21 protein-coding genes are annotated in these 25970 nt (G+C 58.9%); 13 read left to right on the top strand and 8 right to left on the bottom strand.

All coding sequences use genetic code 11. The annotated features are described in order from the left end of the window. Positions 1–72: 72 nt before the first annotated feature. The 6 genes from PMYSY11_RS19605 to PMYSY11_RS19580 all read left to right on the top strand — a co-directional run bounded on the left by PMYSY11_RS19605 (position 73) and on the right by PMYSY11_RS19580 (position 7418). Positions 73–699 (top strand): YqiA/YcfP family alpha/beta fold hydrolase, encoded by a 627-nt coding sequence (locus PMYSY11_RS19605; RefSeq protein WP_069898304.1) that lies wholly within the window; start codon positions 73–75, stop codon positions 697–699. 80 nt (positions 700–779) lie between these two features. Beyond that, complete coding sequence (parE, locus tag PMYSY11_RS19600; protein ID WP_150547784.1) at positions 780–2669, top strand: DNA topoisomerase IV subunit B; 1890 nt, start codon at positions 780–782, stop codon at positions 2667–2669. Next, on the top strand, positions 2666–3649 hold the full coding sequence (locus tag PMYSY11_RS19595; RefSeq protein WP_150547783.1) for an esterase-like activity of phytase family protein: 984 nt from the start codon (positions 2666–2668) through the stop codon (positions 3647–3649). Before parE ends, PMYSY11_RS19595 begins: the two co-directional genes overlap by 4 nt. Then, positions 3646–4170, top strand: a complete 525-nt coding sequence (locus PMYSY11_RS19590) for a retropepsin-like aspartic protease family protein (RefSeq protein WP_069898301.1) — start codon at positions 3646–3648, stop codon at positions 4168–4170. Before PMYSY11_RS19595 ends, PMYSY11_RS19590 begins: the two co-directional genes overlap by 4 nt. A gap of 7 nt (positions 4171–4177) precedes the next feature. Further along, the gene (parC, locus tag PMYSY11_RS19585) at positions 4178–6445 is read left to right on the top strand and encodes a DNA topoisomerase IV subunit A (RefSeq protein ID WP_069898300.1); all 2268 of its coding nucleotides are present in this window, start codon (positions 4178–4180) and stop codon (positions 6443–6445) included. A gap of 265 nt (positions 6446–6710) precedes the next feature. After that, positions 6711–7418: a PqiC family protein gene (locus PMYSY11_RS19580; protein ID WP_069898299.1), complete on the top strand. Its 708-nt coding sequence runs from the start codon at positions 6711–6713 to the stop codon at positions 7416–7418. 62 nt (positions 7419–7480) lie between these two features. Here PMYSY11_RS19580 and PMYSY11_RS19575 read toward each other — a convergent pair whose 3' ends face one another. After that, positions 7481–9052: a histidine kinase gene (locus PMYSY11_RS19575; protein ID WP_069898298.1), complete on the bottom strand. Its 1572-nt coding sequence runs from the start codon at positions 9050–9052 to the stop codon at positions 7481–7483. 304 nt (positions 9053–9356) lie between these two features. On the opposite strand from PMYSY11_RS19575, the gene serB reads away from it, so the two are divergent. Continuing rightward, positions 9357–10571, top strand: a complete 1215-nt coding sequence (serB, locus tag PMYSY11_RS19570) for a phosphoserine phosphatase SerB (RefSeq protein ID WP_069898297.1) — start codon at positions 9357–9359, stop codon at positions 10569–10571. A 79-nt stretch (positions 10572–10650) separates the two neighbouring features. Here serB and PMYSY11_RS19565 read toward each other — a convergent pair whose 3' ends face one another. The 5 genes from PMYSY11_RS19565 to PMYSY11_RS19545 form a co-directional block, all read right to left on the bottom strand. Beyond that, entirely contained in the window at positions 10651–12720 is a 2070-nt protein-coding gene (locus PMYSY11_RS19565) for an EAL domain-containing response regulator (protein ID WP_150547782.1), read from the bottom strand. Between the two features lie 61 nt (positions 12721–12781). Then, complete coding sequence (locus PMYSY11_RS19560) at positions 12782–14575, bottom strand: molecular chaperone (protein ID WP_150549619.1); 1794 nt, start codon at positions 14573–14575, stop codon at positions 12782–12784. Positions 14576–14746: 171 nt separating this feature from the next. After that, a complete protein-coding gene (asd, locus tag PMYSY11_RS19555; RefSeq protein WP_069898295.1) occupies positions 14747–15598 on the bottom strand; it encodes an archaetidylserine decarboxylase in 852 nt (283 codons plus the stop codon). Between the two features lie 62 nt (positions 15599–15660). Continuing rightward, entirely contained in the window at positions 15661–16476 is an 816-nt protein-coding gene (locus PMYSY11_RS19550; protein ID WP_150547781.1) for a rhodanese-like domain-containing protein, read from the bottom strand. A gap of 45 nt (positions 16477–16521) precedes the next feature. Further along, positions 16522–18033: an HDOD domain-containing protein gene (locus PMYSY11_RS19545; RefSeq protein WP_150547780.1), complete on the bottom strand. Its 1512-nt coding sequence runs from the start codon at positions 18031–18033 to the stop codon at positions 16522–16524. Positions 18034–18303: 270 nt separating this feature from the next. On the opposite strand from PMYSY11_RS19545, the gene motA reads away from it, so the two are divergent. Together motA and motB are read left to right on the top strand one after the other, a co-directional pair. Further along, positions 18304–19155, top strand: coding sequence for a flagellar motor stator protein MotA (motA, locus tag PMYSY11_RS19540; protein WP_069898292.1), 852 nt, complete (start codon positions 18304–18306; stop codon positions 19153–19155). A 10-nt stretch (positions 19156–19165) separates the two neighbouring features. Then, positions 19166–20179: a flagellar motor protein MotB gene (motB, locus tag PMYSY11_RS19535; RefSeq protein WP_150547779.1), complete on the top strand. Its 1014-nt coding sequence runs from the start codon at positions 19166–19168 to the stop codon at positions 20177–20179. Between the two features lie 29 nt (positions 20180–20208). On the opposite strand, the gene rsgA is transcribed toward motB, so the two are convergent. Next, positions 20209–21240: a small ribosomal subunit biogenesis GTPase RsgA gene (gene rsgA / locus PMYSY11_RS19530; protein ID WP_150547778.1), complete on the bottom strand. Its 1032-nt coding sequence runs from the start codon at positions 21238–21240 to the stop codon at positions 20209–20211. 115 nt (positions 21241–21355) lie between these two features. On the opposite strand from rsgA, the gene PMYSY11_RS19525 reads away from it, so the two are divergent. Together PMYSY11_RS19525 and orn are read left to right on the top strand one after the other, a co-directional pair. Next, on the top strand, positions 21356–22159 hold the full coding sequence (locus PMYSY11_RS19525; protein WP_150547777.1) for a class I SAM-dependent methyltransferase: 804 nt from the start codon (positions 21356–21358) through the stop codon (positions 22157–22159). A 28-nt stretch (positions 22160–22187) separates the two neighbouring features. Continuing rightward, positions 22188–22730 (top strand): oligoribonuclease, encoded by a 543-nt coding sequence (gene orn, locus PMYSY11_RS19520; RefSeq protein WP_069898288.1) that lies wholly within the window; start codon positions 22188–22190, stop codon positions 22728–22730. Here orn and queG read toward each other — a convergent pair. Beyond that, entirely contained in the window at positions 22720–23799 is a 1080-nt protein-coding gene (queG, locus tag PMYSY11_RS19515) for a tRNA epoxyqueuosine(34) reductase QueG (protein ID WP_069898287.1), read from the bottom strand. The genes orn and queG overlap by 11 nt on opposite strands. A 198-nt stretch (positions 23800–23997) precedes the next feature. On the opposite strand from queG, the gene PMYSY11_RS19510 reads away from it, so the two are divergent. Both PMYSY11_RS19510 and tsaE read left to right on the top strand, forming a co-directional pair. Continuing rightward, positions 23998–25491, top strand: a complete 1494-nt coding sequence (locus PMYSY11_RS19510; protein WP_150547776.1) for an NAD(P)H-hydrate dehydratase — start codon at positions 23998–24000, stop codon at positions 25489–25491. Beyond that, positions 25484–25957: a tRNA (adenosine(37)-N6)-threonylcarbamoyltransferase complex ATPase subunit type 1 TsaE gene (gene tsaE, locus PMYSY11_RS19505; protein WP_069898285.1), complete on the top strand. Its 474-nt coding sequence runs from the start codon at positions 25484–25486 to the stop codon at positions 25955–25957. The genes PMYSY11_RS19510 and tsaE overlap by 8 nt, the downstream gene beginning before the upstream one ends. Positions 25958–25970: the final 13 nt, after the last annotated feature.

Raw genomic sequence — 25970 nt, 5'->3', positions numbered from 1 at the left:
CTTCTTGGGCTAGAGCCTGACCCTGTAAAGCTGCTACCGTTTGGCCTTATTAATCAATTCACTCGAAAATCCATGCCTGCCAGTCACCCCAGCATCCTCTACTTACACGGTCTGAACAGCTCGCCAGCCTCGCATAAAGCCAGCCAGTTGCAGCGGGCCATGCAGCACATGGGGCTGGCCGAACAGCTGGCGATACCGGCTCTGCATCATCATCCGCGTGTGGCAATCGCGCAGATAGAGACGCTGATCGAAACCCTCGGGCGACCTGTGCTGGTCGGTAGCTCGCTGGGCGGCTACTATGCGACCCACTTGGCTGAGCGGCATGGGCTTAAAGCGCTGCTGATCAATCCTGCCGTGAGTCCGCATTTACGCTTTGATGGTTATTTAGGCCCGCAGACCAACTTTTACAGCAATGAAACCTGGGATCTGACCGCCGATCACGTGAGTGCGCTGGCTGAGCTTGATGTGCCGCCGCCGACGGATGGAAGCCGTTATCAGGTCTGGTTGCAAACGGCTGATGAAACCCTTGATTATCGCGACGCAGGCGTATTTTATCGCCAGTGTGCCTTGCGTATTCAGGCTGGCGGCGATCACGGCTTTCAGGGATTTGCTGAGCGCCTGCCAATGCTCTTTGCTTTTGCGGGGATCGCGCCACAATACTGGCGTGATACCGATTTTTGCGCGCTGGATGTGCAGTGATTGGCCAGTTGATGGCCGAACCCTGCACCTCGCGTTCTGTTTAGAAGTACCTCGATTAACTGAAGAAGATTAAGAGACCTATGGCCAGTTATAACGCAGACGCCATCGAAGTCCTTTCCGGTCTTGATCCGGTTCGTAAACGTCCCGGCATGTACACCGACACCAGTCGGCCCAATCACCTGGCTCAGGAAGTCATCGACAACAGTGTCGACGAAGCACTGGCCGGTCATGCCCGTTCGATCCAGGTCATCCTGCATCAGGACAACTCGCTCGAAGTCAGCGATGACGGGCGCGGTATGCCGGTCGATATGCACCCTGAAGAAGGCATCAGCGGCGTCGAGCTGATTTTCACCAAGCTGCACGCCGGCGGTAAGTTCTCCAACAAGAACTACCAGTTCTCAGGCGGTTTGCACGGTGTGGGCATCTCGGTGGTCAACGCGCTCTCGACCCACGTTGAAGTGCGGGTCAAGCGTGACGGCAGCGAATACCAGATGACCTTTGCCGATGGCTTCAAATCCAGCGACTTGCAAGTGGTGGGTACGGTTGGCAAGCGCAACACGGGCACCAGCGTGCACTTCTGGCCGGATGGCAAATATTTTGATTCGCCGAAGTTCTCGATCAGCCGCCTCAAGCACGTGCTCAAGGCCAAGGCAGTACTCTGCCCGGGTCTGGCCGTCAGCTTTGAAGACAAAGCCAGCGGCGAGCGGGTTGAATGGCTTTATGAGGACGGCCTGCGCTCCTATCTGGTCGATGCCGTCAGCGAGTTCCAGCGTCTGCCGGATATACCTTTCTGCGGCAGTCTGAGCGGCAATAAAGAGGCCGTAGACTGGGCGCTGCTGTGGTTGCCGGAAGGCGGCGACAGCGTTCAGGAAAGTTACGTTAACCTGATCCCGACTGCGCAAGGCGGCACGCACGTCAACGGGTTGCGTCAGGGCCTGCTCGATGCCCTGCGCGAGTTCTGCGAATTCCGCAACCTGATCCCGCGTGGCGTCAAGCTGGCGCCGGAAGATGTCTGGGAACGTATTGCCTTCGTCCTCTCGATGAAAATGCAGGACGCCCAGTTCTCCGGGCAGACCAAAGAGCGCCTGTCGTCGCGAGAAGCCTCGGCGTTTGTCTCGGGCGTGGTCAAAGATGCGTTCAGCCTGTGGCTCAATGCCAACCCCGAGTTGGGCCAGCAGTTGGCTGAACTGGCTATCAGCAATGCCAGCCGTCGCCTCAAGGCCGCGAAAAAAGTCGAGCGCAAGCGCATCACCCAAGGCCCGGCGCTGCCCGGTAAATTGGCCGATTGCGCCGGGCAGGACCCGAAGCGTTCTGAGCTGTTTCTGGTAGAGGGTGATTCCGCTGGCGGTTCGGCCAAGCAGGCGCGCGATAAAGAGTTTCAGGCGATCATGCCGTTGCGCGGCAAGATTCTTAACACCTGGGAAGTCGATGGCAGCGTGGTGTTGGGCTCGCAAGAAGTTCACGATATTGCCGTCGCGATTGGTATCGATCCAGGTTCCGCTGATCTGACGCAACTGCGCTACGGCAAAATCTGCATCCTTGCCGACGCCGACTCCGATGGTCTGCACATTGCCACTCTGCTGTGCGCGTTGTTTGTTCGGCACTTCCGTCCGCTGGTCGACGCCGGGCACATTTTTGTGGCCATGCCACCGTTGTATCGCATAGACCAAGGCAAAGAGATTTTCTACGCGCTGGATGATGCCGAGCGCGACGGTATTCTTGATCGACTGGTCGCCGAGAAGCGTCGCGGCAAACCGCAGGTTACGCGATTCAAGGGTCTGGGCGAGATGAATCCGCCGCAACTGCGTGAAACCACCATGGATCCGAACACCCGTCGTCTGGTTCAGCTCACGCTGGAAGACTTCGCCGGTACGGAAGAGATCATGGATATGCTGCTGGCCAAAAAACGTGCGTCTGATCGCAAGTCGTGGCTGGAGTCGAAAGGAAATCTGGCTGAGGTTCTGCTTTGAGGCAGTTGTTATTTACCCTGACCCTGTTTATCTCGGCGCCGCTGTTTGCGGCCACCGAGGCCCCCGAAGAACTCAAACTGCTCAGTGAAAACCCAGTCGCCGGCATGGAGCAGGGCAACCTGTCCGGGCTGGCGTGGTGCGGTGATGCCTTGTGGGCGGTTTCCGACCGTGAAGACGGGCGCGTTTATCGGCTCAACACCGATGTGAGCCCGTGGCAAGCCGAGGCTGAGACATTTGTTGCGCCGCCGCTGCCGGACAACATGCGGCCTTGGGGCATGAAAATGCGCGGCTGGATCACCGGCCTTATCCGCGGTGGCGATCTGGACTTCGAAGGCATTTCCTGTGATTCCGCTGGCAACCGTTATCTGCTCAGCGAGGCGCATGCCGGCGTGCTGAAAATGCCGCCAGCGGGGGAGCCGGAGTGGTTGACCCTGCCGAAAACCTTTATGCGACAGGCGCGTGCCAGTGGCTTGCTGCTGCACTTCAACGCCATGCTTGAAGGGATTGCGATTGATCCGGCAGGCGAGCGCATGTGGTTGGCTGCCGAGCGAGAGCGCCGGGGTTTGCTGGCGTTGTATGGCAAGTCCAACAACTGGCGCTGTCAGGGCCCTTGCGTGCTGCAAAGCGAGAGTGGGGTTGTGGTTGCGCCCAAACTTGGCGCGGGGCCAGTGCCCAAGGATTATTCCGATCTGAGCTTTTATCAGGAAAAACTCTTCACTCTGGAGCGTCAGGCGCATCAGATCTGCCGCCGTGAACTTGAAACTGGCGCAGTCGAGCGCTGTTGGTCCTTTGCCGAAGCTGCGCTGACCGACGCCCGCCGCTACGACAGTAAATACGGCATGGCCGAGGCGCTGTGGATTGATCCCGAAGGTGCCTGGCTTGGTCTGGATACCGGTGCTCACACGCGCGCCGATGGCGAAGACCGGTCAATCGTCTGGCGTTTTGCCGCGCCAAAAGGTGGCTGGGAGCAAGCGGAGTGACTGAGCAGACGCCGGGCAAACGCGCGGGGCGGGTGATGTGGGTGCTGGCGTGGGGCGCAGGCATTTTGCTGGCGACACGCTTTTTCGGCGACTGGGAAACGGCTCAGTACAACCCCAATCAGGCGCCGGTGTCGGTTCAGGGCAACGACTATATTGAAGTCCGCTTGGTCAGCTCCCGTGATGGGCATTACGTCTCGGCGGGGCAGATAAACGGCAATGATGTGACCTTTTTGCTCGATACCGGCGCCACGCAGGTGGCGGTGCCGAGTGCAGTGGCTGAACAGCTTGGCCTGCAAGCGGGCGCGCCGATTGTGATCCGCACCGCAAATGGCCGGGCTACCGCCCACAAAACCCGGCTCGACCGGCTTAAACTGGGCGCAATTGAACTGCGCGACGTGCCGGCGTTAATTGCGCCTGGCATGCATGGCGATGAGGTGCTGCTCGGTATGAGCGCCCTCAAACAACTCGAATTTACCCAGCGCGACGGCACCTTGATGCTGCGCCAATCAACTTTGCAATGAGGCCCGCATGAGCGATTTACTCGACTTGAGCCTGGATGGCGTAGAACGCCGTTCGTTGGCCGACTTTACCGAGCAGGCTTACCTCAACTACTCGATGTACGTGATCATGGATCGCGCGCTGCCGCATATCGGTGATGGTTTGAAGCCGGTGCAGCGGCGCATCATCTACGCGATGAGCGAACTGGGCCTGGATGCTGATTCCAAGCACAAGAAATCGGCGCGTACCGTCGGTGATGTGCTGGGTAAGTTCCACCCGCACGGCGACTCTGCCTGCTACGAGGCGATGGTGCTGATGGCGCAGCCGTTCAGCTACCGCTACACGCTGGTCGACGGCCAGGGTAACTGGGGTGCACCGGATGATCCGAAGTCATTCGCGGCCATGCGTTACACCGAGGCGCGGTTGTCCCGCTACTCCGAGGTATTGCTGACAGAGTTGGGCCAGGGCACGGTTGACTGGGTGCCGAATTTCGACGGCACACTCAACGAGCCGGCGACTTTGCCGGCACGTTTGCCGAACTTGCTCCTGAATGGCACCACCGGCATTGCCGTGGGCATGGCCACCGATGTGCCGCCGCATAACTTGCGTGAAGTCGCGGCGGCCTGTGTGCGCCTGCTCGATGAGCCAAACGCCACGGTCGAGCAGCTCTGCGAGCATGTTCAAGGGCCGGATTATCCGACCGAAGCTGAAATCATCACGCCGCGCAGCGAGCTGCTCAAGGTTTACGAGACAGGCAAAGGCTCGGTGCGCATGCGTGCGGTGTATCGCATCGAAGATGGCGATATCGTCGTCACCTCCCTGCCGCATCAGGTCTCGGGTTCCAAGGTGCTTGAGCAGATTGCCGCGCAGATGCAGGCCAAGAAGTTGCCGATGGTGGCGGACCTGCGTGACGAGTCCGACCACGAAAACCCGTGCCGCATCGTGATTATCCCGCGCTCTAACCGCGTCGATTGCGAAGAGCTGATGCAGCACCTGTTCGCCACCACCGAGCTGGAGTCCAGCTACCGGGTCAACACCAACGTGATTGGCCTGGATGGCAAGCCGCAGGTGAAAAACCTGCGCGAGATGCTCCGCGAATGGCTGGCTTACCGGACCAACACTGTGCGCCGCCGTTTGCAGTTCCGCCTCGACAAGGTCGAGAAGCGCCTGCACCTGTTGGAAGGTTTGTTGATCGCCTTCCTCAACTTGGATGAAGTGATTCACATCATCCGCACCGAAGACCAGCCCAAGCAGGTTTTGATCGAGCGCTTTGCGCTGACCGACGTGCAGGCCGATTACATCCTCGATACGCGCTTGCGTCAGTTGGCGCGCCTCGAAGAAATGAAAATCCGTGGCGAGCAGGATGAGCTGGCCAAGGAGCGCGACAAGTTGCTCAAGCTGTTGGGCAGCGAAGCCAAGCTGAAGAAGCTGGTGCGTGATGAAATCATCAAGGATGCCGAAACCTATGGCGACGACCGCCGCTCGCCAATCGTCGCGCGCAGCGAAGCGCGGGCGTTGTCCGAGACTGAGTTGTTGCCGACCGAGCCTGTCACCGTGGTGGTGTCTGAAAAAGGCTGGGTGCGCTGTGCCAAAGGCCATGACATCGACGCCACCGGCCTCTCTTATAAAGCCGGCGACGGATTCAAAGTTGCAGCGCCGGGGCGCTCTAACCAGTACGCGGTGTTCATCGACTCGACAGGGCGCAGCTACTCGCTGCCTGCCCACTCGTTGCCATCTGCCCGCGGCCAGGGTGAGCCGCTTACCGGCCGCCTGACACCGCCGCCTGGCGCCGTGTTCGAAGCGGTAATGATGCCCGAAGACGACGCGCTCTACGTGATCGCCTCGGATGCCGGCTACGGATTTGTGGTTAAAGGTGAAGACCTGCAAGCCAAGAACAAGGCGGGCAAGGCGCTGCTGAGTCTGCCTGCCGGTGCCAAGGTTGTTGCGCCCAAGCCGCTGACCAGCCGCGAAGAGGACTGGCTGGCTGCCGTCACGACCGAAGGCCGTCTGTTGCTGTTCAAAGTGGCGGATCTGCCGCAGTTGGGCAAAGGCAAGGGCAACAAGATTATTGGCATTCCTGGTGACCGGGTTGCCAGCCGTGAAGAGTACCTGACCGATCTGGCTGTGTTGCCGGTGGGTGCAACTCTGGTGCTGCAAGCGGGTAAGCGCACCTTGTCGCTGAAAGCCGATGATCTTGAGCACTATAAAGGTGAGCGTGGGCGTCGCGGGAACAAGCTTCCGCGCGGATTCCAGCGTGTTGATGGGTTGCTGGTCGAGCGGATTACACCGGCTGGATAACAGCTTGTATGAGTACAAGGCTGGAGTCATGGCGCGCTTTAGCGGATGATATGCGCCTTCGGCTAGCGCCGAGGGCATCATCCGTGCATGACTCAGCGGTAATGACGACCTTTTGACTCTTCATCTGCGGGCGTAAATCCACCGATTATGGCGGTTTATATGCAGTATTTCGTCGAAGTTCGGATAACTGCTTAATTGCCGTCGATGCTCCGCTAGCCAATCGATTATTTGGATGCCGGTACAGTTTGCCGGCTGGATGAGAGTGATGAGCCTAGTGCGCCTCCCTTTAGTATTACTTTTGACAGGCCTGGTTAGTCTTGTGGGTTGTGTGAGTCAGCAACCGGTGCCTTTGTATCAGTTGGACAGCGGCAAAATCAGTGTGCCAGCAGACAAGGACGGCATTGCTGTTCTTCTGGGCCCGGTGTCGATTGCAGATTACTTGCAGCGTGAAACCCTTTTGCAGCGTCAGGCTGACGGTAGCTTGATCGCGGCCAGCGGTGTGCGTTGGGCAGGCAGCCTGGCTGCCGAGCTGGATCAGCAACTGCTGCGTCAATTGGCTTCACGCCTCGACAGCCAGCGTTTGGTGTTGTCGCCAGCGGAGCCGGGTTTCACCCCGCAAGTACAAGTTCTGCTGACCATCGCCCGGCTCGACTCAGGCCCGCAGCAGCCTGCCGTGCTGGATGCGCAGTGGCGCCTGATGAGCAAGGATGGCCAGTTGATTGATGGCCGTATGGTGCACATCGAAGAGGCGCATGAGGGCAGCATTGCTGATCAGGTTCGGGCGCAAAGCCTGGCGGTGCAGCAACTGGTTGGGCAGTTGGCCGATGCGATCAAGACCAACAACTCAACGCCTGTAGCGGTGACGCCGCCAGCGGCCAAAAAGCCTGCGCCAACCCCGGCGGCGAAAGAGCCACCGCCGAAGATACCGATGGCCCAGCCGATCCGCATAGATTCCGAGGTTTATCGCTTCTGATAGCGTTGCCCGGATAAAACAAAACCCGCGATTGCGGGTTTTGTTTTATCTGGCGTCTGGCATCACTGGGTTTCGTGCATCCGGCCCAGTTGGCGTTCCAGCAGCGACGGGTAAGGCTCCAGCAGACGCTCAACGCAACTGGCACCCTCGGGGCTGGCAATCGCACGAATGCGCGCACGCTGGCGTACCAGCGGGTCTTCAGCAATGCTGCGCTCAACCAGCAGCAGATTGCGGCTGTGTTGCGACAGCGCGAGTGCATCTTGCGCGTGTTCATTGAGCAGCAATTCACCCTGGCTCAGGCCGGTAAGGTTTTTGCCCTGAGTCATGCCGAGCTGCAATTGCAGAGTTATACCACTGTCGGCGACTTCTATCTGCAGGGCGTGGCCCAGCGCGCGCATCAGCTCACCGCAGCAAATGGCATGGGTCAGGTAATCGTCGTCACCTTCCTGACAATGGAACAGCATCAGGCTGCTGCCGTCGCTCAGGGTATACAGTTCGCCTTCATACAAGGCCGACGCCTGATCAAGGCAGCCGCGATAGCGCTTGAGCAACTCCAGCAAGCGGCTGCGGGGCAGGCGCTTTAGCTGATCCTGCGCGCCGAGCTGAATCGCCAGCACCGCGCTTGGCAGCGTGGATTTAACCGGCGCTGGCGCCACTGGCGTGTGCTGGGCAACGGGCTCTGGTTCGGGCTGCAAGCCGTCGAAGGCATCGTCGTCATCGCCATCGTCGAGGGCGGTGAATACTGGCGCCCGGCGCACGGCAGGCCGTGGCTGCGACGGTGTCCGGTCCGCAGGGGCGTCGTCAATATCGAACTCATCGCGATCGGCGCTGAGGTCGGGAACATGGAACGATTGCGCGGCAGCCTCAGGCTCATCAAGGAAGCTGTCGTCGATGTCATCCAGCGCAGGCTCTGGCTCTTCGACCGGCTCAGGCTCCGGTTTTTCAGGGACCAGACGCGCTTGCAGCTGACGGGCGAGATCGCCGACTTCATCATTACGGCCCGCGCCTGGCGCGTGATCATCCGGGTCGCGCAGCCAGATGCGCAACTGCATCAGCGGCGTGGAAATGTGCCGGCCCAAGCGCAGACTCAAGGCCAGGGTCAGGGCCAGCAGGATAAGGCTGAGAATGCCCATGCTCTGCAGACTGATCGTCATCGGTTGCTGGAACTGCTGCATATCGAGGCTGATGCGCAACTGCCCGGCAATCACATCCTGAAAGGTGATCGCGGTCGAGTAGAGGCCGTCGGTTTCGCCGAGAATGCTTTGGCTCGGGCGCGTGCCGGCTTCGGCGAGAATACGGTTATCGACGCTGTAAATGGCGGCATGCGCAACCAGCGGGTTTTTCACCAGATTATTCAGCAGCACGTTAAGGCTGAGAATGTCGTTGGAAACCAGCAGCTCGGTCGCCGAAGCGGATGTCTGGATAATCAGGCTGGTGCCCAGCGCGTCAGCTTGTTGCTGCATGGCTTGCTTGAACTGCATGCCAATCACCCACGCATAGATCGCCAGCGCCATAACGACGAGCAGCAAGCTATGGCTGGCGATACGCAGCGGCAACGGCACGCGACGCTGGCGCAGGGCCTGAAACAGCAATACGAAGAAGTTATCGGATTTCACGGGGGCGGGCCGGTTCACAGAGCTCGGCTCTTGTCGACTATAGATGCCGCGCAGTATAGCGATGAGCAGGCATGTGGCAAAGCACCCAGAATGGCCGGAAAGTCAGGAAAATGGGTAGAATGTGTGCCTCTGCCCAGCCTGACTGGGGATTACCGTTACTGAAAAATTCTTAACTGCCAGCAAACGGTGAGATTTAACGGGTGTTTTACCCGCAGATTCACAGCTAATAGGTGCTTGCGCGCCACTATTAGCTCTATTTACTGAGTCGGACAGCAGCACTTATCCACTCACTTTCACCACTAACCTGCCTGGAGAGTGCGCTTTGCGCGAAATCGTCCTGATCAACATTACCGGCGAAGATCGTCCGGGGCTGACGGCCGCCATTACCGGGGTTTTGGCGCAAGGCGGCGTTAATATTCTGGATATCGGCCAAGCGGTTATCCATGACACTTTGTCTTTCGGCATTCTGGTTGAAATTCCCGATACCGAGCGCGCCTCATCGGTGCTCAAGGATGTGCTGTTCTGCGGCTATGAGCTCGACCAGCAGGTGCGGTTCACCCCGGTCTCCGAGGCGGATTATCAGCAGTGGGTCGGCGCGCAGGGTAAACCGCGGCATATCGTGACCCTGCTGACGCGCAAGGTCACGGCTGAGCAATTGCAGCGCGTCAGTGCGATTACGGCCAAGTACGGCCTGAACATTGATCACATTGACCGTCTGTCCGGGCGCATGCCGCTCGACATGCCGGATGAGCAGGGCAAAGGCTGCATCGAGTTTTCGGTACGTGGCGAGCCGGCAGACCCAGCCGCGTTGCGTGTTGAGTTCCTTGGTGTGGCGCAAGAGCTCAATGTGGATATCGCCTTCCAGCAAGACTCGCTGTTCCGGCGCAATCGTCGCCTTGCCGTGTTCGACATGGACTCGACCCTGATAGAGGCTGAAGTGATCGACGAATTGGCCAAGGCCGCGGGCGTGGGCGATCAGGTGGCTGAAATCACCGAGCGGGCGATGCGTGGCGAGCTGGATTTTGCCGCGAGCTTCAAGGAGCGTCTGGCGCTGCTCAAAGGCTTGTCCGAAGATGTGCTGAGCGATATCGGTGCCTCGCTGCGCCTGACCGAAGGCGCTGAAACGCTGTTCAGCGAATTGCGTCGCCTGGGTTACAAAACGGCGATTCTGTCAGGCGGTTTCACCTACTTCGCGAAACAGCTGCAAGCCAAGCTGGGTATCGATTACGTGTTTGCCAACGAGCTGGAAATTGTCGATGGCAAAGTCACCGGCGTGGCGGTCGAGCCGATTGTCGATGCGCAGCGTAAAGCTGATCTGCTGCGCCAGCTGGCGGCTCAGGAAGGTTTGCGTCTGGAGCAGACCATTGCCGTGGGCGATGGCGCGAATGATTTGCCAATGCTGGCCATTGCCGGTTTGGGCGTAGCCTTCCGGGCCAAGCCACTGGTCAAACAGTCCGCCAAGCAAGCCATCTCGACGCTGGGTCTGGACGGCATTCTCTACCTGCTCGGATATCGCGACCGCGACGGGCTGGATTGAGCTGTTTGCAGGCACGTAAAAAAACCGCTTGATAGCGGTTTTTTTACGTGTGCAGTTTGTTGACTCTGGCGCGTTGCGGCTACATATCCTCGGCGGAGAAGTCGTAGTCCATCGTCGGGCTAGGCGACTGAACATAATGGCCCTGGATGTAATTGACCCCGGCCTGCCACAGTGTCGAGAGCATTCCGGCTGTTTCCACGCAGGGCACGATGGTCAGTTTGGCCTGAGCATGCAGGCTGTCGAGCATTTCCTTCAGAGTTTCCTGATTCTGCGGGTTACTCAGGTCTTGTGAGTAGGAACTGTCGAGTTTGACGAAGTCGACATGCAGGTGCTTCAGCGCATTGAATGGGTTGAGCGCGCAGCCAAACTGGCTCAAGGCAACTTTGCTGTGCAGCTCATTCAGGCCTTGGGTCAATACCTTGGCCTGCTTGAGGTAGGTGATTGCGTCGGGCTCTTTGAACTGGAAAGTCAGCGCATCTGAAGGCAGGCGCGCTGCCTTGAAGGCCACGCTCAACCACGGCAGCAGCGTCTGATCCTGCAAGCTGGCGCTTGTCAGGTGGATGAACAGGCGCGTGTCATGGCCTTTGCTGCGATGCTCGGTAAGGTATTTGACCGCATTGAGAATGACCCAGCGATCCAGCTTGGCGCCGAGCCCTGCGGTATTGGCTGCCTCAAGGAAGGCCTCCGGGAGCAGTTCTTCACCTTGTGGGCTGAGCAGTCGCAGGAGCACTTCGTATTGCTCGGAAGTGTCGCCACGCATGCTGATGATCGGTTGGTACAGCAAGCGGAAACCATTGTTGTCGAGCGCTTGTTGAACCATTGCCACCATGTTGCCGCGGTTGGCTGCGGCGGCGAGTTCATCTGCCGGATCGAATATTTTCAGGGCATTGCCATCGCTAAGCTCTTCGGCGCAATGGTGCGCTCGGTCAACGACTTCCAATACGTTGGCGGTTTTTTCACTGAGGCCGGCGGCGCCGATGCTCAGAGTGGTTTGCACCGACACACCACTGACATCAAACAGGTGCGCATCCACTTTCTTGACCAGGCTGGCCAGCGAAGGGCCGGCTTCTTCCGGTGTCTGGCCGGGATGCAACACGGCAAAAGCGTCATCGCTGACGCGCGCCAGATGTACGTCTTCTGCAAAGTGCGAGCGCAGCAGGTTGGCCAGATCGGCCAGTAGCATATCGATTTCGGCGAGGCCGATCCTGCCGAGCAGATTGGAGTAATGATCGACCCGGATATACGCCAGAGAAGCGGGCTGCCCCGTGCTGATTGCTCGGCTGGCGGCGCTTTCGAGCAGCTCAAGGAAGTAGGTTCGGTTGTACAGCCCAGTGACCAGATCCTGGCTGCTGATTTCACGGAGCTTTTCTTCCAGCTCGGCGTTATTCGATTCCTTGCGGATTACCACCTGCGTGCAGGGCTCGCTGTCGTAGGTGGCCGGCACGAGGCTCATGCGTGCTTTGAATTGCTTGTTGTGCGCGGTAACGCCGGTACAAGTCAGTTCGGATTCGCCGTCGGCGTTCTGGTAGTTCTTGAGGAATTCTTTGAAGCCTGTCTGATCTTCACTGGCGATCAGGTCGATCATAGGCATGCCTTCGAGTTCGTCGGCATCTTCGTACTCGAACAGCTCAAGGTAGGCACGGTTGGCATAAATATGCATGCCGTCGTGCACATAAGTGATGGCATCGACCGAGCTTTCGAGTAGCGACTGGCAGCGTTTTTCGGCTTCACGCAGGGCTATTTCGGCGCTGCGACGCGCACGTCGTTCCTCAAGATTGCTCAGCTCGCGTTTTGCGACCAGCACCAAACGTTCGTCGTCACCTTGCGGCACGGCATCCTGCGCGCCCATATTCAGGGCTTCGGTCAGGCTGTCGGACTCATTATCGGCGAGCAACTGAATGATCGGGATGTCCTTGGCCAGCCGCCGAATAACACTGATCGCCTCGGTTGGCGCAAGCGCCTGGCTTTGCGGTGCGCAAATGAGCAAGTCCCAGCTTTGCTGGAGCGTCTCTGTGAGGTCGTCGCTTGAGGTCAGGCGGTGGACGCGGGTTGCGCTTCCGGAATTTCGGAAAAGACTAACGAGGCGTTCGGCCTCGTTTTGCGAGTCTTCGAGAATAAGTAGCCGTATAGTTTTTTTTTCGATGGCCATTATGGGGTCGAGGCTACGCCGATAGAGGGTGAAAAGACGTCAAAATTGATGATTTGGCAATCTACAGCGACTTCCAAAGTGAGTCAAAGTCTTCCTCGGTACTCAGCTTGTGGGTTGTCCCAGCTGTGACGGGCTTCCCTTGCTCAGGCGGTGGCTGGTCCATTTGACGGTACTCGAACTGGCTGAAACTGCCGGTGCTGGTCTTACGTCGGAGCAGGACCGCACGGTGTTCGAGGCCATTGATGTTGAGCTTCACTTTGCTGCCTTCCTGAAACGGCAGGCGCGGTGTCAGCAGACTTGCGGGCCGCGATATGGCACTCATTTCCGGGAGTACCAGTGCGCGCAGGTATTCACTGTTCTGCTCGCTGGTGCGCACCAGTTGCAAGCCGCAGGCTTGTGCGCTGGGCGCGATAAGCTCGATGCCCATTTGTGTACCGCCTGCGCGTGCCTGACGAATCCAGCGCACCACTGCGATGCTCCAGCCAAGCTCGGGTAGATCGCGTACACCGACCAACTCGCCCGCCTGAAGTTGGCTTGGCACCTCGCCGGGCCAGGTCAGGCAGTAGCCGCCGGGGCTGTGGTTGATAATCGCCAGCGGGTAGCTTGGATAAGTCTCACCGCTGGCTTCATCATCTTCGAGCATCGACGATGGCTCTTTGTAATAGCCAATTTCGTCGTACTGCAAGCCGTTCTCCCAATCGGGACTTTTGTCGACGTCATAAGCTTGCGACCAGCTGTCTTTCGACAGGCTTGAGGTATTGAATACAGCTTCACGAGTGACGGCTTTAGCTTTCAGGCACTGGCTGAACGAGCGCTCGCCACTGAGAAAGAAGTGCACGGCGCTCATGCCCAGGCACACGGTTAATTTGCCCTGACCTGTGAGCCGGTTGAATGTGCGCTCGGATAAATCACCCCACGCGGCGCTTAAATGGTGCAGGGTTTCGAGGCTCATGCCGGCTGGAATATTCAGCCGTGAGACTTTGCGCTGCTCGGGTTCGAGTAGCAGGTATTCCTTGAGCATGTCTACCAGCGCGTGGGTATCAAGGCCCAGTGTGTGTTGCAGCGCCTGATCGGTGAGCAGCGAGGTATAGCGGGGCGGGCTGTCATGGTCGACCGCCACAGTGAACAGGCTGGTTGGCGTTGCCTTGTCCTTTAAATGTGCCAGATGACTCCAGCTTTCCAGCGCCTGCGCGACATGAGCAATGCTGCTCTGGCGCAACTGGTTGCAGCGGGCGCAGCCGATCAGTAAAGCCACCAGATAGCTTTGTTCACTGCTGCTGCTCTGATTGGTGTTGAGTTTGTCTGGCACCGGCGTGCTATGCAGGCGCTTTGAGCGGGCAATTTGATAGAGCAAATGCAGCTCCAGCCAAACTCTTTCAGGCACCGGGCAGTAGAGTTGCGTGGCGCGAACCAGAGGCGCGCAAAGGCTGCTGATGGCGCGCTGCAAAGCGACCGTGAAGGTCGTTGCCAGCTCCTTGCTTGGCTGCTTGCAGATATCGACAACAATCAGTTTGTAGCCCATTGCCAGATGATTTTGCAGGGCCTGGCACAGGTTGGCGACTTTGCGCGGACGCTCTTCGAGCACAATCGCCTTGTTCAGAAAGTGACGCTGCAGATGCTCGCAGACGAAGTACACCTCCGGGCGAATCAGCTCCAGCAGTTGCAGGCGATTGTCGGGTGGGGTTTGCAGCTGATTGAGCTCAGCCAACGCTTGATAAAGTTGACGCGCCGTCTCGCCAATATTGGCCTTTGGCAGCCCGGCTATCCAGCGCTTGACCTCGCGTGGGGAGGCCTCGCTGAACGTCAGGCTGGCTTTGCTGGGAACCGGAACTCGCAGCAGTAAGTAGGGGCTCATTTTATCGGTCAAGCAGGTGCTCCAACATCAGTTGGTGTATTGAGTCGTCCAGATCATCCGTGAGCTGTGGCCGGACCTTGTATTACTTAGAGCATAGATCAGGCAGGAAAATTCCTACAGAACCTAAATCAATCATAAGCGATCCGGGCCGATTTCAACCTTTTACCTGAATTACCTAGCCAGAAGTTGGCCCATGCGCACTTCGCTCCCCGCGTTGAGCTGCTGATCCCATTCAACAACTTGCGGGCCAAATAGCACTACGGCGGTCGAACCGAGCTTGAATCGACCCATCTCTGCGCCTGTTGCCAGGCTTACGGGCGCGCGAGCGGCCTCGTCGTAATCGAAGGTTTTCAGCTCACGCTTCGGCGGGGTCACCAGACCGGCCCAAACGGTTTCAACCGAGGCCACGATCATTGCGCCGACCAGCACCACAGCCATTGGGCCACGTTCGGTATCGAACAGGCAGACCACGCGCTCATTACGGGCAAACAGTTCCGGCACGTTTTCAGCCGTGGTCTGGTTCACCGAGAACAGGCGACCTGGCACATAAACCATCTTGGTCAGGGTGCCAGCCAGCGGCATGTGTACGCGGTGATAGTCCTTGGGCGACAGGTAGACAGTGGCAAAGTCGCCGCCCATGAATGGCTTGGCTATTTCAGTGTCGCCGCCCAGCAGCTCGGTCACGCTGAAGCTGTGGCCTTTGGCCTGAAAAATGCGGCCGTGTTCGATTTTGCCCAGTTGGCTGATTGCACCGTCGGCCGGGCAAAGCACCGCGTTCGGCGTGGCGTCGAGAGGGCGGGCATCGGCTTTCAGGGCGCGGGTGAAGAATGCGTTGAAATGTTCGAAGGCGGTTGGGTCTTCAATCTGCGCTTCGCTCATGTCGACGTTGTACTGTTTGATGAACCAGCCGATCAGTCGATTTTTAAACCAGGCTGTCTTGCACTCAGCGGCAAAACCGATCAGGCGCGAGAGCAGGTGGTGCGGCAGCAAGTACTGGCTGATGATGAACAAGCGTTGTTTCATGGGATTCCCTTGAAGGCTATCGAGGTCCGCCAATGCGGGCCGTATTAAATGGCAATGCGTGATTACTGCTCGACGGGGGTGTCAGGGTGGTTGCCCCATTCACCCCAGGAGCCGGCGTAGGCTTTTACGTTCGGGTAACCCAGTGCTTTGGCGACCAGATAGGTAAAGCCCGAACGGTGATGCGTCTGGCAGTGGGTGATGATCTCTTTGTCGGGCGTGATACCCAGTTGCTCAAGGATTGCCTGCATGTCTGTACGGATACGCAGTGCCCGGTCTTTATCCATGCCCGCTGTCCACTCGAAATTCACCGCGCCGGGGATGTGTCCGCCTTTGGCGGCAAGTACTTTTTCGCCGGAAAACTCGGTAGGTCCACGCGCATCCCAGATCGCCAGGTCGGCGGCGCCCAGTCGGCTCTGCACATATTCACGCGTGGCCGTCGGGCCGTCGTTCAGCGTCAGGCTGACGGGCTCGCTGTGAGCGGCTGGTGTTTCGTCGCTCAGTGGCAGTTGTTCGGCCTGCCAGGCCAGCAGACCACCGTTGAGGTAGTGATACTGGTTATGGCCGATAACATCAAGTAACCAGATGAAGCGTCCGGCCCAGCCGCCGCCTTCATCGTCATAAACCACATACACCGCGTTCGGGTGATGCCCCAGCTCGCTGAACAGTTGCTCGAGTTGCGCCTTGTCGGGCATCAGTCCGGGCGCGGGTGGCTGGCCTAGCTGGGTGCGCTTGGGGTCGACAAAATGCGCGCCAGAAATGTGCCCGGCTGCGTAGCGTGCGCTGCTGGTCAGATCAACCAGGATCAACTCGGGCGCATTCAGGCATTGCGCCAATTGGGTGGGTTCTATAACCAGCGGCAACTCAGCAAAGGCGGACATGCTAGGCCTCACATGGGATTAAAAACCCCAATTGTAACGGAAACCCTAGCCTGCGCGGTTAGCAAAGCTTGTCAGTGCACGATCAATGCATTGAGCGGTTTTGCCAAATATTTTCAGTTGAGTCTCGCTGAGCGGTTGCCCGTTGATGTCAGCCACCAGCAACATCACCACCCGGCCCTCGTTTGCGACTGAACGCAATAGCAGGTTCTCGCCGGCGAACAATGCTTTCAGCGGTCCGGGTAGCAACGCCGAAAATTGCGCGATATTGGCGGGCGTCAAGTGCAGTTGGCCGGGCTTGGCCAGCAAGCTGCGCAGCACCTGGCTTTGCAGAGGCAGCAGCGTTATGTCGGCGGCTTCTGCGGGCAAGCCTGCCAGCTCTTGTACCTTCAAGGCACTTTGCTTTTGATCGATACGCAGCAGTAACAGGCGCTGTATACCCGCGGCTTGCAATGCCTGAATCGCGCATGAACTGAGCTGCATGGTGTTGCTGAAGGCGCTCGGGCTTTGCAGCAATTGCGCGCATAACAGGCGCCATTGCTGTGCATCGGTTTTGGCGGGGGCGCTGGCCACATTCGGCCGTAAATGGACGGCGTCCCACGGCCACAGTAGCGCCTGCGCCGGATGCCAGAGCTGTTCGGTATCGCAACGTCTGGCACTTACTGCGGCTTGCTGGTGGATTTGCTGTTGCAACTCGCCAATCGATGCCTGCAAATAAAGTCCGGTTAATTGTTGCCAGCGCAGGCTGTGCGATCCGCTCCAGCAGTGGTGCGCGGACAGGGCGATGGCATTGGCAAGCAGAACGCTGTTGGCCGGATGCGTCAGCCAGCGGCTCAGGTTGTTGTCCTGATCCAGGCATTGTTGTTGCTGCAACGGGTGTTCGTTGTCCCGGGCAATGTGCAGCGCCCGCACCAGCAGACGTCGGTCGGTGAGCAGCAGGCGATAGGCCTGGATTATCCATTCGGGCAAGCGCCAATGCTCGGCCAGTGCCAGGCACAGGCTAGGCAGGGAGACGCCAAGGAGTTGCTTCTCGACCTTGCACGCTTGCTCGCCATTGAGCAGAACGCGTTGTTCCCACTCATCAAAGAACTCGGGGTGGGCGGCAACCAGCGGCCACAACGGTGCCAGGAACAGAATGCTGCCCCAGTTTATTTCCTGCCAAAGCCGCGCCAGTCGCCCGGCGAACAAGCCGTTCGCCTGTTGCGCCGCGTGCTGGCTGATCAACAGGATTTGCCGCAGTTGCCGCGGGATCTGCTCGATGGGCAGAGTTGGCTGACGACTGATCAGCTGTGCGCTGCGCTCCAGGCCCAGTCGGCTCAGTGCGGTTTCCAGATGCGCGCAAGGCTCGCCCAGGGCGGAGGCGCTGCGATTGGCCTCGCGCATGATGCACAGTGCCAGCGTTGGCGTGCGCTGCATGATCTCGCCAATGTCGCGCAGCGAGCGGCGGCTGTCGCCGAGTGCACGCGTTACTTGCTGCAACGCTTGCGGTGTGACCGGCAGTGGTTGTTTGTCGAGAAGCTCAAGCCACTGCGCGCGCGTTTTTGGGCTGGGTAAGGGCATCACTTCAACCAGACTGATTTAAGAGGGTGGAGCGTCAACGGGTGCTGTTGGCTTGCACCGGCGCTCTGATAAAAATAGTTAGAACGCTTCGCACCAGCCTGTAAACTGCGCCACGTTGTGGTTAGCTCTTTGTCGGCCCCGCCAGTCGGTTCTTGAGTCGCGCTGGTTTTGCGCCGAAATAAATTCTGCCTACAGTCTCGCGCAAATCTTCCGATACAGAGAAGGATTGTTTAAAAGAATCCTTATTTCAGGTCTTCAAGTTTTAAAATTATGGCAAAAATAATCGGCATAATTGTGGTGTTTGCCAGCGTGCTTGGGGGCTTTATGCTCTCTGGCGGCCATATCATGGCGCTGGTTCACCCCTTTGAAGTATTGATCATTGGCGGTGCGGCGCTGGGTGCTTTTTTACAGGCCAACCCCGGCAGCACGTTCATGCAGGTCTTCAAGAAATCCTTGAAGATGTTCAGCTCGCGCTACAAGCACAGCTATTACCTTGATGTGCTGCGCCTGCTCTACGAGATTCTCAACAAGAGCCGCCGCGAAGGCATGATGGCCATTGAGGCCGATGTTGAGGACCCGGCAGCGAGTCCGATTTTCAGCAAATACCCGGCGGTTCTGAAAGATGAGCGCATGTGCGCGTTTATCTGCGATTACCTGCGCATCATGTCATCTGGCAACATGGCGCCGCATGAGCTCGAAAACCTCTTCGACATGGAAATTACCAGTCTCAAGGTTGAGCTTGACCATCCTTCGCACGCGGTTGCACGAATTGCCGACGGCCTGCCTGCGATGGGTATTGTGGCGGCGGTGCTGGGTATCGTCATCACCATGTCGGTGCTGGCCGAGGCGGATAACGCCGAGATCGGTGAGAAGGTCGGTACGGCGTTGGCCGGTACCTTTATGGGTATTCTCGCTTCGTACGGTTTTTTCGGCCCGTTGGCCAGCTCGCTTGAGCACGACTCGTTGGAAGAACTGAACGTTTACGAAGCCATCAAGGCCGGGCTGGTTGCGTCTGCCTCGGGCATGCCGCCGTCGCTGGCTGTCGAGTTTGCCCGTAAAGTTCTGTATCCCGCTCACCGCCCAAGCTTTACCGAGCTTGAGCAGGCGATGCGTGGAAACTAAAGGCTGAATCATGGAAAACACTCAGCCGATTATCGTCAAACGCGTCAAGAAAATTGCCGGTGGCGGCCACGGCGGTGCCTGGAAAATCGCCTTCGCCGACTTTGCAATCGCGATGATGGCGTTTTTCATGGTGATGTGGCTGATGTCCTCGGCAACGCCGGAGCAGAAGAAGCTTATCTCCGGTTACTTTCAGGACCCAGTGGGCTTTTCTGAAAGTGCCAGCCCGTATGTGATTGATCTGGGTGGCTCGCCAACGCCAGCGCCGGATCGCACGCTCAACCCAGAGCCGAGTGTTACGCCCGAGTCCACCAGCGTCGATATCAGCGAAGAGCGGGCGCAGTCGATCGCCGAGGAGATGGAGCGCGAGCGCCTCGAGTTGTTGCTCAAGGAATTGCAGACCAAGGTTGATGAAGACCCGCAGCTGAGGAACTTCAAGGATCAGATTCTCTTCGAGATCACTCAGGATGGTTTGCGGATCCAGATTACCGATGCGGAAAACCGGCCGATGTTTGATCTGGGCAGCGCGCGTATCCAGCCGTATTTTGAAGATATCTTGCTGGCCCTCACCGACACGATCAATTCGGTGCCCAACAAGATCAGCATCAGCGGCCACACCGATGCCAAACCCTTTGCTGGCAATGCCGGGTTTGGTAACTGGGAGTTGTCGGCCAATCGGGCGAATGCGGCGCGGCGGGTGCTGGTCGAGGGCGGTTATGACGAGGACAAGATTGCCCGTGTTGTCGGCTACGCCTCATCGGCCCTGTTTGATCGCGCCGATCCCTTAAGCCCGATTAATCGGCGTATCGATATCATCGTGCTGACCAAAAAGGCCCAGCGTGACATCGAAGGCGACTCGGCCGCTCCGGACGCGCAAGCGCCTGAGTCGAGCACCGCGCCGCAGAGTGATGCCGCTGCTCCCGCTTCAGGTGTTGCGGGTGAGCCGGCGCCGCCCGAGCAGCTCAAGCAGCGGCTGAATATCTTCGAGGATGGGGTTTTGCAGTTCGATCAGGTCAAGCCGGAGTAAGCGGGCCGCCCGACTGTACGGCCCGAAACTCAATATTCGTCTTGCGGCAGGCTGGCCAGAATGTGCCGGTAACTGGCCATTCGCTGCGGCTGAATGCGCCCGTCTTGCAGTGCGTTGAGTAGCGCGCAACCCGGCTCACGGTCGTGTTTGCAGTCGCGGAAGCGGCAGTGGCCGAGCAGCTCCTGAAACTCGATAAAGCCCGCCTCGACATCTTCACGGCTGACGTGCACCAGGCCAAATTCACGGATGCCGGGTGAGTCGATCAACTCGCCGCCACCGGGGAAGTGGAACAGGCGCGCGGTTGTGGTGGTGTGCGTGCCTTTGCCGGTTAGCTCCGAGAGCGGGCCGACACGGGTTTCGATACCGGGCAGCAGGCTGTTGACCAGTGAAGACTTGCCGACGCCAGACTGGCCGACGAACACGCTGACGTGACCATCAAGCTGCTTTTTGAGCTGCTCCATGCCGTCGCCTTCGTGGGCCGACACTTCGAGTACCGGATAACCCAGCTGCCGATACACCGCCAGCAGCGCATTCAATGCGACGCTGTTTTGCTCGTCGATCAAATCAGCCTTGTTCAGCAGCAACAGCGGGTGGATGCCGGCATGTTCTGCCGCAACCAGATAACGGTCGATCAGGTTGGCGTGCGGCTCGGGCAGCGGCGCAAACACAATCACGATCAGATCGACGTTGGCGGCTACCGGCTTGAGTTGGCCGCGGGTGTCGGGACGGCAAAGCTCGGTACTGCGCGGCAGTTGCGCCACGATAACCCCGATGCCCTGATTGCCCGGACGCCAGACAACCTGGTCGCCGGTAACCAGTGCGGGCAAATTGGCGCGCAAGTGGCAGCGGAACACTTGGCCGGCGAGTTCGCCTTCGAGCGCCTCGACTTCAACCTGCACCCCGAAGTGGGCGATAACCAGCCCGGTTTGCTCCGGGCCAAGGTCGCCCCCTTCAAGGGTTTCCAGCGCTTGAGATTCGCGCTTGGCGGCACGCGCTGCGCGCTCACCCTGAATTTTTTCGATCCGCCAGTTTTGCCGGCGATTGAGTTGGCGTTTGGCCATGAGTATTCCGAGGTTGAAAAGCAATAAATTCCGTTCGCGAGTCTAGCATGCGCAGCGCCAGGACTTACGCTGAAGCGCTACACTGGTGCCGCGATTATTCAGAGGCAGTTCATTGATGGGCTACGTACAGGCATTGCAGTCACGGTTTGCACGCGCGCCCTGGTTGGGCGCGCTGCTTGCGCAAGTGGCGGCGTTATTGCTGATTGGATTGCTGCTGATGCTATTGGCCCAACTCAGCCCGTGGCGGCCCAGCTTGCTGTTGGCTGCAGGCATGCAGGGCGTGCTCGCCGCCGGATTAAGTCGCTGGTTTGGTCTGGGCGTATGGTGGCAAGTGTTGGGCTTGTTGTTTGTGCCTGCGGTGTTATTGGCTAATCAGGCGCAACTGCCTGCCTGGGTGTTTGCCGTGGGTTTTGTGCTGGTGCTGTTGCTCAACTGGAACAGCGCCACCGAGCGCGTGCCTTTGTACCTGACCGGCAAGCAAACCCGCGAGCAGTTGGCGACGCTGCTTGAGCGACGCAGTGGCGAGCTGCGGTTTGTTGACTTGGGCTGCGGCCCTGCCGGTACTTTGCTGGCGCTGGCCAAAGCTTTTCCGCGTGGCCAGTTTGTCGGGGTTGAAACCGCGCCATTGAGTTTTGCCATCGCCTGGCTGCGTTGCATGTTGCAGCCCAATTGCACGATTCGTTACCAGAGCTTGTGGCGCACCGATCTGGCTGAATTCAACGTGGTCTACTGTTTTCTCTCGCCCGTGCCGATGCCTGCGCTGTGGCTCAAGGCCAAGGCGCAAATGCCGCCAGGCGCCTGGCTGATCAGCAACACCTTTGCGGTGCCGGACGTCGAGGCTGATGAGTGCATCGAAATGGCTGACTGGCGTCAATCAAATCTGTTGCTGTGGCACATGCAGGCAGACGATATCCGCTAAACTGGCGGTTCTAGCCGAGGAGCGGACCATGCAAAATTCGCAAAACCTGATTTGGATCGATCTTGAAATGACCGGTCTCGATCCAGAAAAAGATGTGATCATCGAGATGGCCACAATCGTCACCGACAGCGATCTCAATGTATTGGCCGAAGGGCCGGTGATCGCCGTGCATCAGTCCGATGAATTGCTGGCGGGCATGGATGAGTGGAATACCCGTACGCACGGCCAGAGCGGCCTGACCCAGCGCGTACGTGAAAGCAAGATCAGCCCGGCCGAAGCCGAGGCCCAAACCATCGCGTTCCTGCAAGAGTGGGTACCGCAGGGCAAGTCACCGATTTGTGGCAACAGCATTGGTCAGGATCGGCGCTTCCTGTATCGCTACATGCCGGCGCTGGAGAATTACTTTCACTACCGCTATCTGGACGTCTCGACCCTGAAGATTCTGGCCGAGCGCTGGGCGCCGCAACTCAAGGAAGGCTTCCAGAAGAAAGGCAGCCATCTGGCGCTGGACGATATCCGCGAGTCGATTGCTGAACTCAAGTACTACCGCGAAACCTTCCTCAAGGTGTGATCGCGGCGCGCTGGTGATGTTGCTCCAGCGCCCATTCGACATGCTCACGCACCAGTTCAGACGGGTGCTCGCGGCGCGCTTTCAACGCCTCCAGTACGGGGATGGTTGAGGGCGCATTGCCCAGCCCGACGGCCAGATTGCGCAACCAGTTGAGATAACCGGTGCGGCGCAGCGGCGAACCTTCGGTGCGGCTCAAGAACTCATCCTCAGTCCACATAAACAACCCGGCCAGTTCGGCGTTGTCGAGGTCGTGACGCGGCTTGAAATCGCCTTTGTCAGTGGCTTTGGCGAAGCGGTTCCACGGGCAGACCATCTGGCAATCATCGCAGCCAAACACCCGGTTGCCGATTGGTGCCCGCAGTTCTACTGGGATCGCGCCCTTGAGCTCGATGGTCAGGTAAGAAATGCACTTGCGCGCATCCAGCACATACGGATCGACAAAGGCGGCTGTCGGGCATATGTCCAGGCACGCGGTGCAGCGCCCGCAATGTTCGCTGGCGTGCGGTGGATCAATCGGCAATTCGAAGTCGATGAACAGCTCGCCGAGAAAGAAGTAGCTGCCGGCTTTGCGGTTGAGCACCAAGGTGTTCTTGCCGATCCAGCCGAGCCCGGCGTTCTCGGCAATGGCCTTTTCCAGCACCGGCGCGCTGTCGACAAAGGCGCGAAAACCGAACGGGCCAATCTCCTTCTGAATGCGCTCTGCCAGTTGCTGCAGGCGTTTGCGAATCAGCTTGTGATAGTCGCGGCCCAGCGCATAGCGCGATACATAGGCTTTTTCAGGGTTGGCCAGTTGCTCGGCCATGCGCGTATCACCCGGCAGGTAATCCATGCGCAGCGTAATCACCCGCAACGTGCCCGGCACCAGTTGCTCGGGGTGCGAACGCTTGCTGCCGTGAGCGGCCATATAGTCCATTTCGCCCTGATACCCGGCGTCCAGCCAGCGTTGCAAGTGCGCCTCATGCTCGCCGAGGTCGACGCTGGCGATGCCAACTTGTTGGAAGCCCAGTTCGCGGCCCCAATCCTTTATCGATTGAGCCAGCGTAACGGGGTCGAGCGCGGACGAATTCATGCGGAGCAACGGGCCTGGACGAGAGTCGCTACAATTTTGCCAGACAAACACACATCACAACCGCACAAAAACGCCTTGGTGCGACATCCGGGCTGATAAAATCTGCCGATAATCAGCCTGTGCATCAGTAAACTGGGTGCCTGCGCTAAGGCTTTTACCGTGCCCAGGCGGTATTGGTATCGAGGGAGGGCTACTGACATGACGCGCGATTGCGAGAATCTGCCACTGGCTCTCTACAGCGCACAGCAAGTGCGTGAGTTGGACGCCAAGTTAATTGCCGCCGGAACCCCGGGGTTTGAATTGATGAGTCGCGCGGCGCATGCGATCTGGCGAGTGCTGCGCCGACGCTGGCCAGATGCCGGCGCGATCACCGTCTTGGCCGGTCACGGTAACAATGGTGGCGACGGTTACCTGATCGCGGCGTTGGCGTTGCGCAGTGGCTGGCAGGTGTCGGTGTTGGCGGTGGGCGATGCCAGCCAATTGCAGGGCGATGCCGCACTGGCGCGCGATGAAGCGGTTGCGGCTGGCGTTCGCATTGAGCCGTGGTCGGCGCAATCGGCGCTACGTGGCGTCGTGGTCGATGCCATGCTCGGCACCGGCTTGCGTGACAACGTGCGTGCGCCTTATGCCGACGCAATCGTGCAGATCAATCAAGCCCAGTTGCCGGTTTTGGCGGTGGATCTGCCCTCCGGCGTGAGCGCAGACACCGGGCAGGTTCTGGGCTGTGCGGTGCGCGCAGATGTCAGCGTGACGCTGATCGGCCTCAAGCTGGGCTTGCTCACCGGCGCGGCGCTGGATTATGTGGGTGAGTTGTTGTTCGATGACTTGCAGGCCGATGAACGCATTGTGGCGGCGCATCCGGCGCGAGCGCAGCGGCTGGCAGCGAACAACGTGCCGCTGTTGGGCGCGCGGCCGAAGAATGTGCATAAAGGTCAGTTGGGCCATGTGCTGGTGCTAGGCGGTGATCGCGGCTTTGCCGGCGCCGCATTACTGGCCGCGCAGTCGGCTCTGCGCTCGGGTGCTGGGCTGGTTTCGCTGGCAACCCGTAGCGAGCATGTCGCGCCAGCTCAGGCGCGGATTCCAGAGGTGATGACGCTGGGCGTAGCATCCGCCAATCAATTGATGGCGATGGTCAAGCAAGCCCGCGTGATGGTCGTTGGGCCAGGCTTGGGGCAAAGCGCCTGGAGTCGCAGCATGCTCTCGCTTGCCGCGAGTGGCCCGGATGCTCAGGTTTGGGATGCAGATGCACTAAATATGCTCGCAACAGGCAGCGTCAAACTGCCTGCCGGGGCGATAATAACCCCGCATCCGGGTGAGGCCGCACGCCTGTTGGGTATCAGTATCGGCGAGGTTCAGGCGGATCGCGCGGCGGCCACGCTGGCTTTGGCCAAGCGCTTTGCTTGTGTCTGTGTGCTCAAGGGCGCCGGAACGCTGATCGGTGCGGCGGATGGTCGCTTGCGGGTGTGTGATCGCGGTCATCCGGTGATGGCAGGTGCAGGCCTTGGTGATGTGCTTGCCGGTTTGACGGGGGCATTGCTCGCGCAGGGGCTGGCGCCTTTTGAGGCGGCGGGTCTGGCGGTGTGGTTGCATGCGTGTGCGGGTGAGATGTTGGCTGTAGAGGGGCGCGGTCTGGCTGCCAGTGATTTGTGCGCAGCCATTCGTCAGTTAATGCAGGAGCTTTCAGGTGTCTGATTTTGAGTTGTTTGCCGCCGATGAAGAGGCAATGCTGGCGCTGGGTGCGCGCATTGCCGAAGTCACTCAGGGTGTCGGCATCATTTATTTACACGGTGATCTCGGGGCGGGCAAAACCACCTTGTCACGCGGGATAATCCGCGGCTTTGGCCACACCGGAGCGGTGAAGAGCCCGACCTTCACGTTGGTCGAACCTTATGTAATTGGTAAGTTGCAGGCCTATCACTTTGATTTGTATAGGTTGGTCGATCCAGAAGAGCTAGAGTATTTAGGTATCCGCGATTACTTCGCTGGCGATGCTTTATGCCTGGTTGAGTGGCCGCAAAGAGGCGCCGGCGTTTTGCCAAAGGCCGACATGGACATTACCATTACACCCCAAGGTGCAGGGCGTCTCTTACAAATGCACGCGAAAAGTGCACGTGGCAAATCCTGGTGTGCCGCATTGGCCATCGGAGTGAAATCATAAAATGGGGTTGGCT

Source organism: Pseudomonas marincola (genome assembly GCF_900682675.2).
Classification (GTDB): Bacteria; Pseudomonadota; Gammaproteobacteria; order Pseudomonadales; family Pseudomonadaceae; genus Aquipseudomonas; species Aquipseudomonas marincola.
This window is presented reverse-complemented; position numbering and strand designations above follow the sequence as displayed.

Bases quoted from the DNA above. Each gene is read 5' to 3' on its own strand.
- asd (WP_069898295.1), bottom strand. From the start codon at position 15,598: ATGAAACAACGCTTGTTCATCATCAGCCAGTACTTGCTGCCGCACCAC.
- orn (WP_069898288.1), top strand. From the start codon at position 22,188: ATGCAAAATTCGCAAAACCTGATTTGGATCGATCTTGAAATGACCGGT.
- PMYSY11_RS19580 (WP_069898299.1), top strand. From the start codon at position 6,711: ATGAGCCTAGTGCGCCTCCCTTTAGTATTACTTTTGACAGGCCTGGTT.
- PMYSY11_RS19550 (WP_150547781.1), bottom strand. From the start codon at position 16,476: ATGTCCGCCTTTGCTGAGTTGCCGCTGGTTATAGAACCCACCCAATTG.
- PMYSY11_RS19510 (WP_150547776.1), top strand. From the start codon at position 23,998: ATGACGCGCGATTGCGAGAATCTGCCACTGGCTCTCTACAGCGCACAG.
- parC (WP_069898300.1), top strand. From the start codon at position 4,178: ATGAGCGATTTACTCGACTTGAGCCTGGATGGCGTAGAACGCCGTTCG.
- motB (WP_150547779.1), top strand. From the start codon at position 19,166: ATGGAAAACACTCAGCCGATTATCGTCAAACGCGTCAAGAAAATTGCC.
- PMYSY11_RS19545 (WP_150547780.1), bottom strand. From the start codon at position 18,033: ATGCCCTTACCCAGCCCAAAAACGCGCGCGCAGTGGCTTGAGCTTCTC.
- PMYSY11_RS19560 (WP_150549619.1), bottom strand. From the start codon at position 14,575: ATGAGCCCCTACTTACTGCTGCGAGTTCCGGTTCCCAGCAAAGCCAGC.
- PMYSY11_RS19605 (WP_069898304.1), top strand. From the start codon at position 73: ATGCCTGCCAGTCACCCCAGCATCCTCTACTTACACGGTCTGAACAGC.
- rsgA (WP_150547778.1), bottom strand. From the start codon at position 21,240: ATGGCCAAACGCCAACTCAATCGCCGGCAAAACTGGCGGATCGAAAAA.
- parE (WP_150547784.1), top strand. From the start codon at position 780: ATGGCCAGTTATAACGCAGACGCCATCGAAGTCCTTTCCGGTCTTGAT.
- motA (WP_069898292.1), top strand. From the start codon at position 18,304: ATGGCAAAAATAATCGGCATAATTGTGGTGTTTGCCAGCGTGCTTGGG.
- queG (WP_069898287.1), bottom strand. From the start codon at position 23,799: ATGAATTCGTCCGCGCTCGACCCCGTTACGCTGGCTCAATCGATAAAG.
- PMYSY11_RS19525 (WP_150547777.1), top strand. From the start codon at position 21,356: ATGGGCTACGTACAGGCATTGCAGTCACGGTTTGCACGCGCGCCCTGG.
- PMYSY11_RS19565 (WP_150547782.1), bottom strand. From the start codon at position 12,720: ATGGCCATCGAAAAAAAAACTATACGGCTACTTATTCTCGAAGACTCG.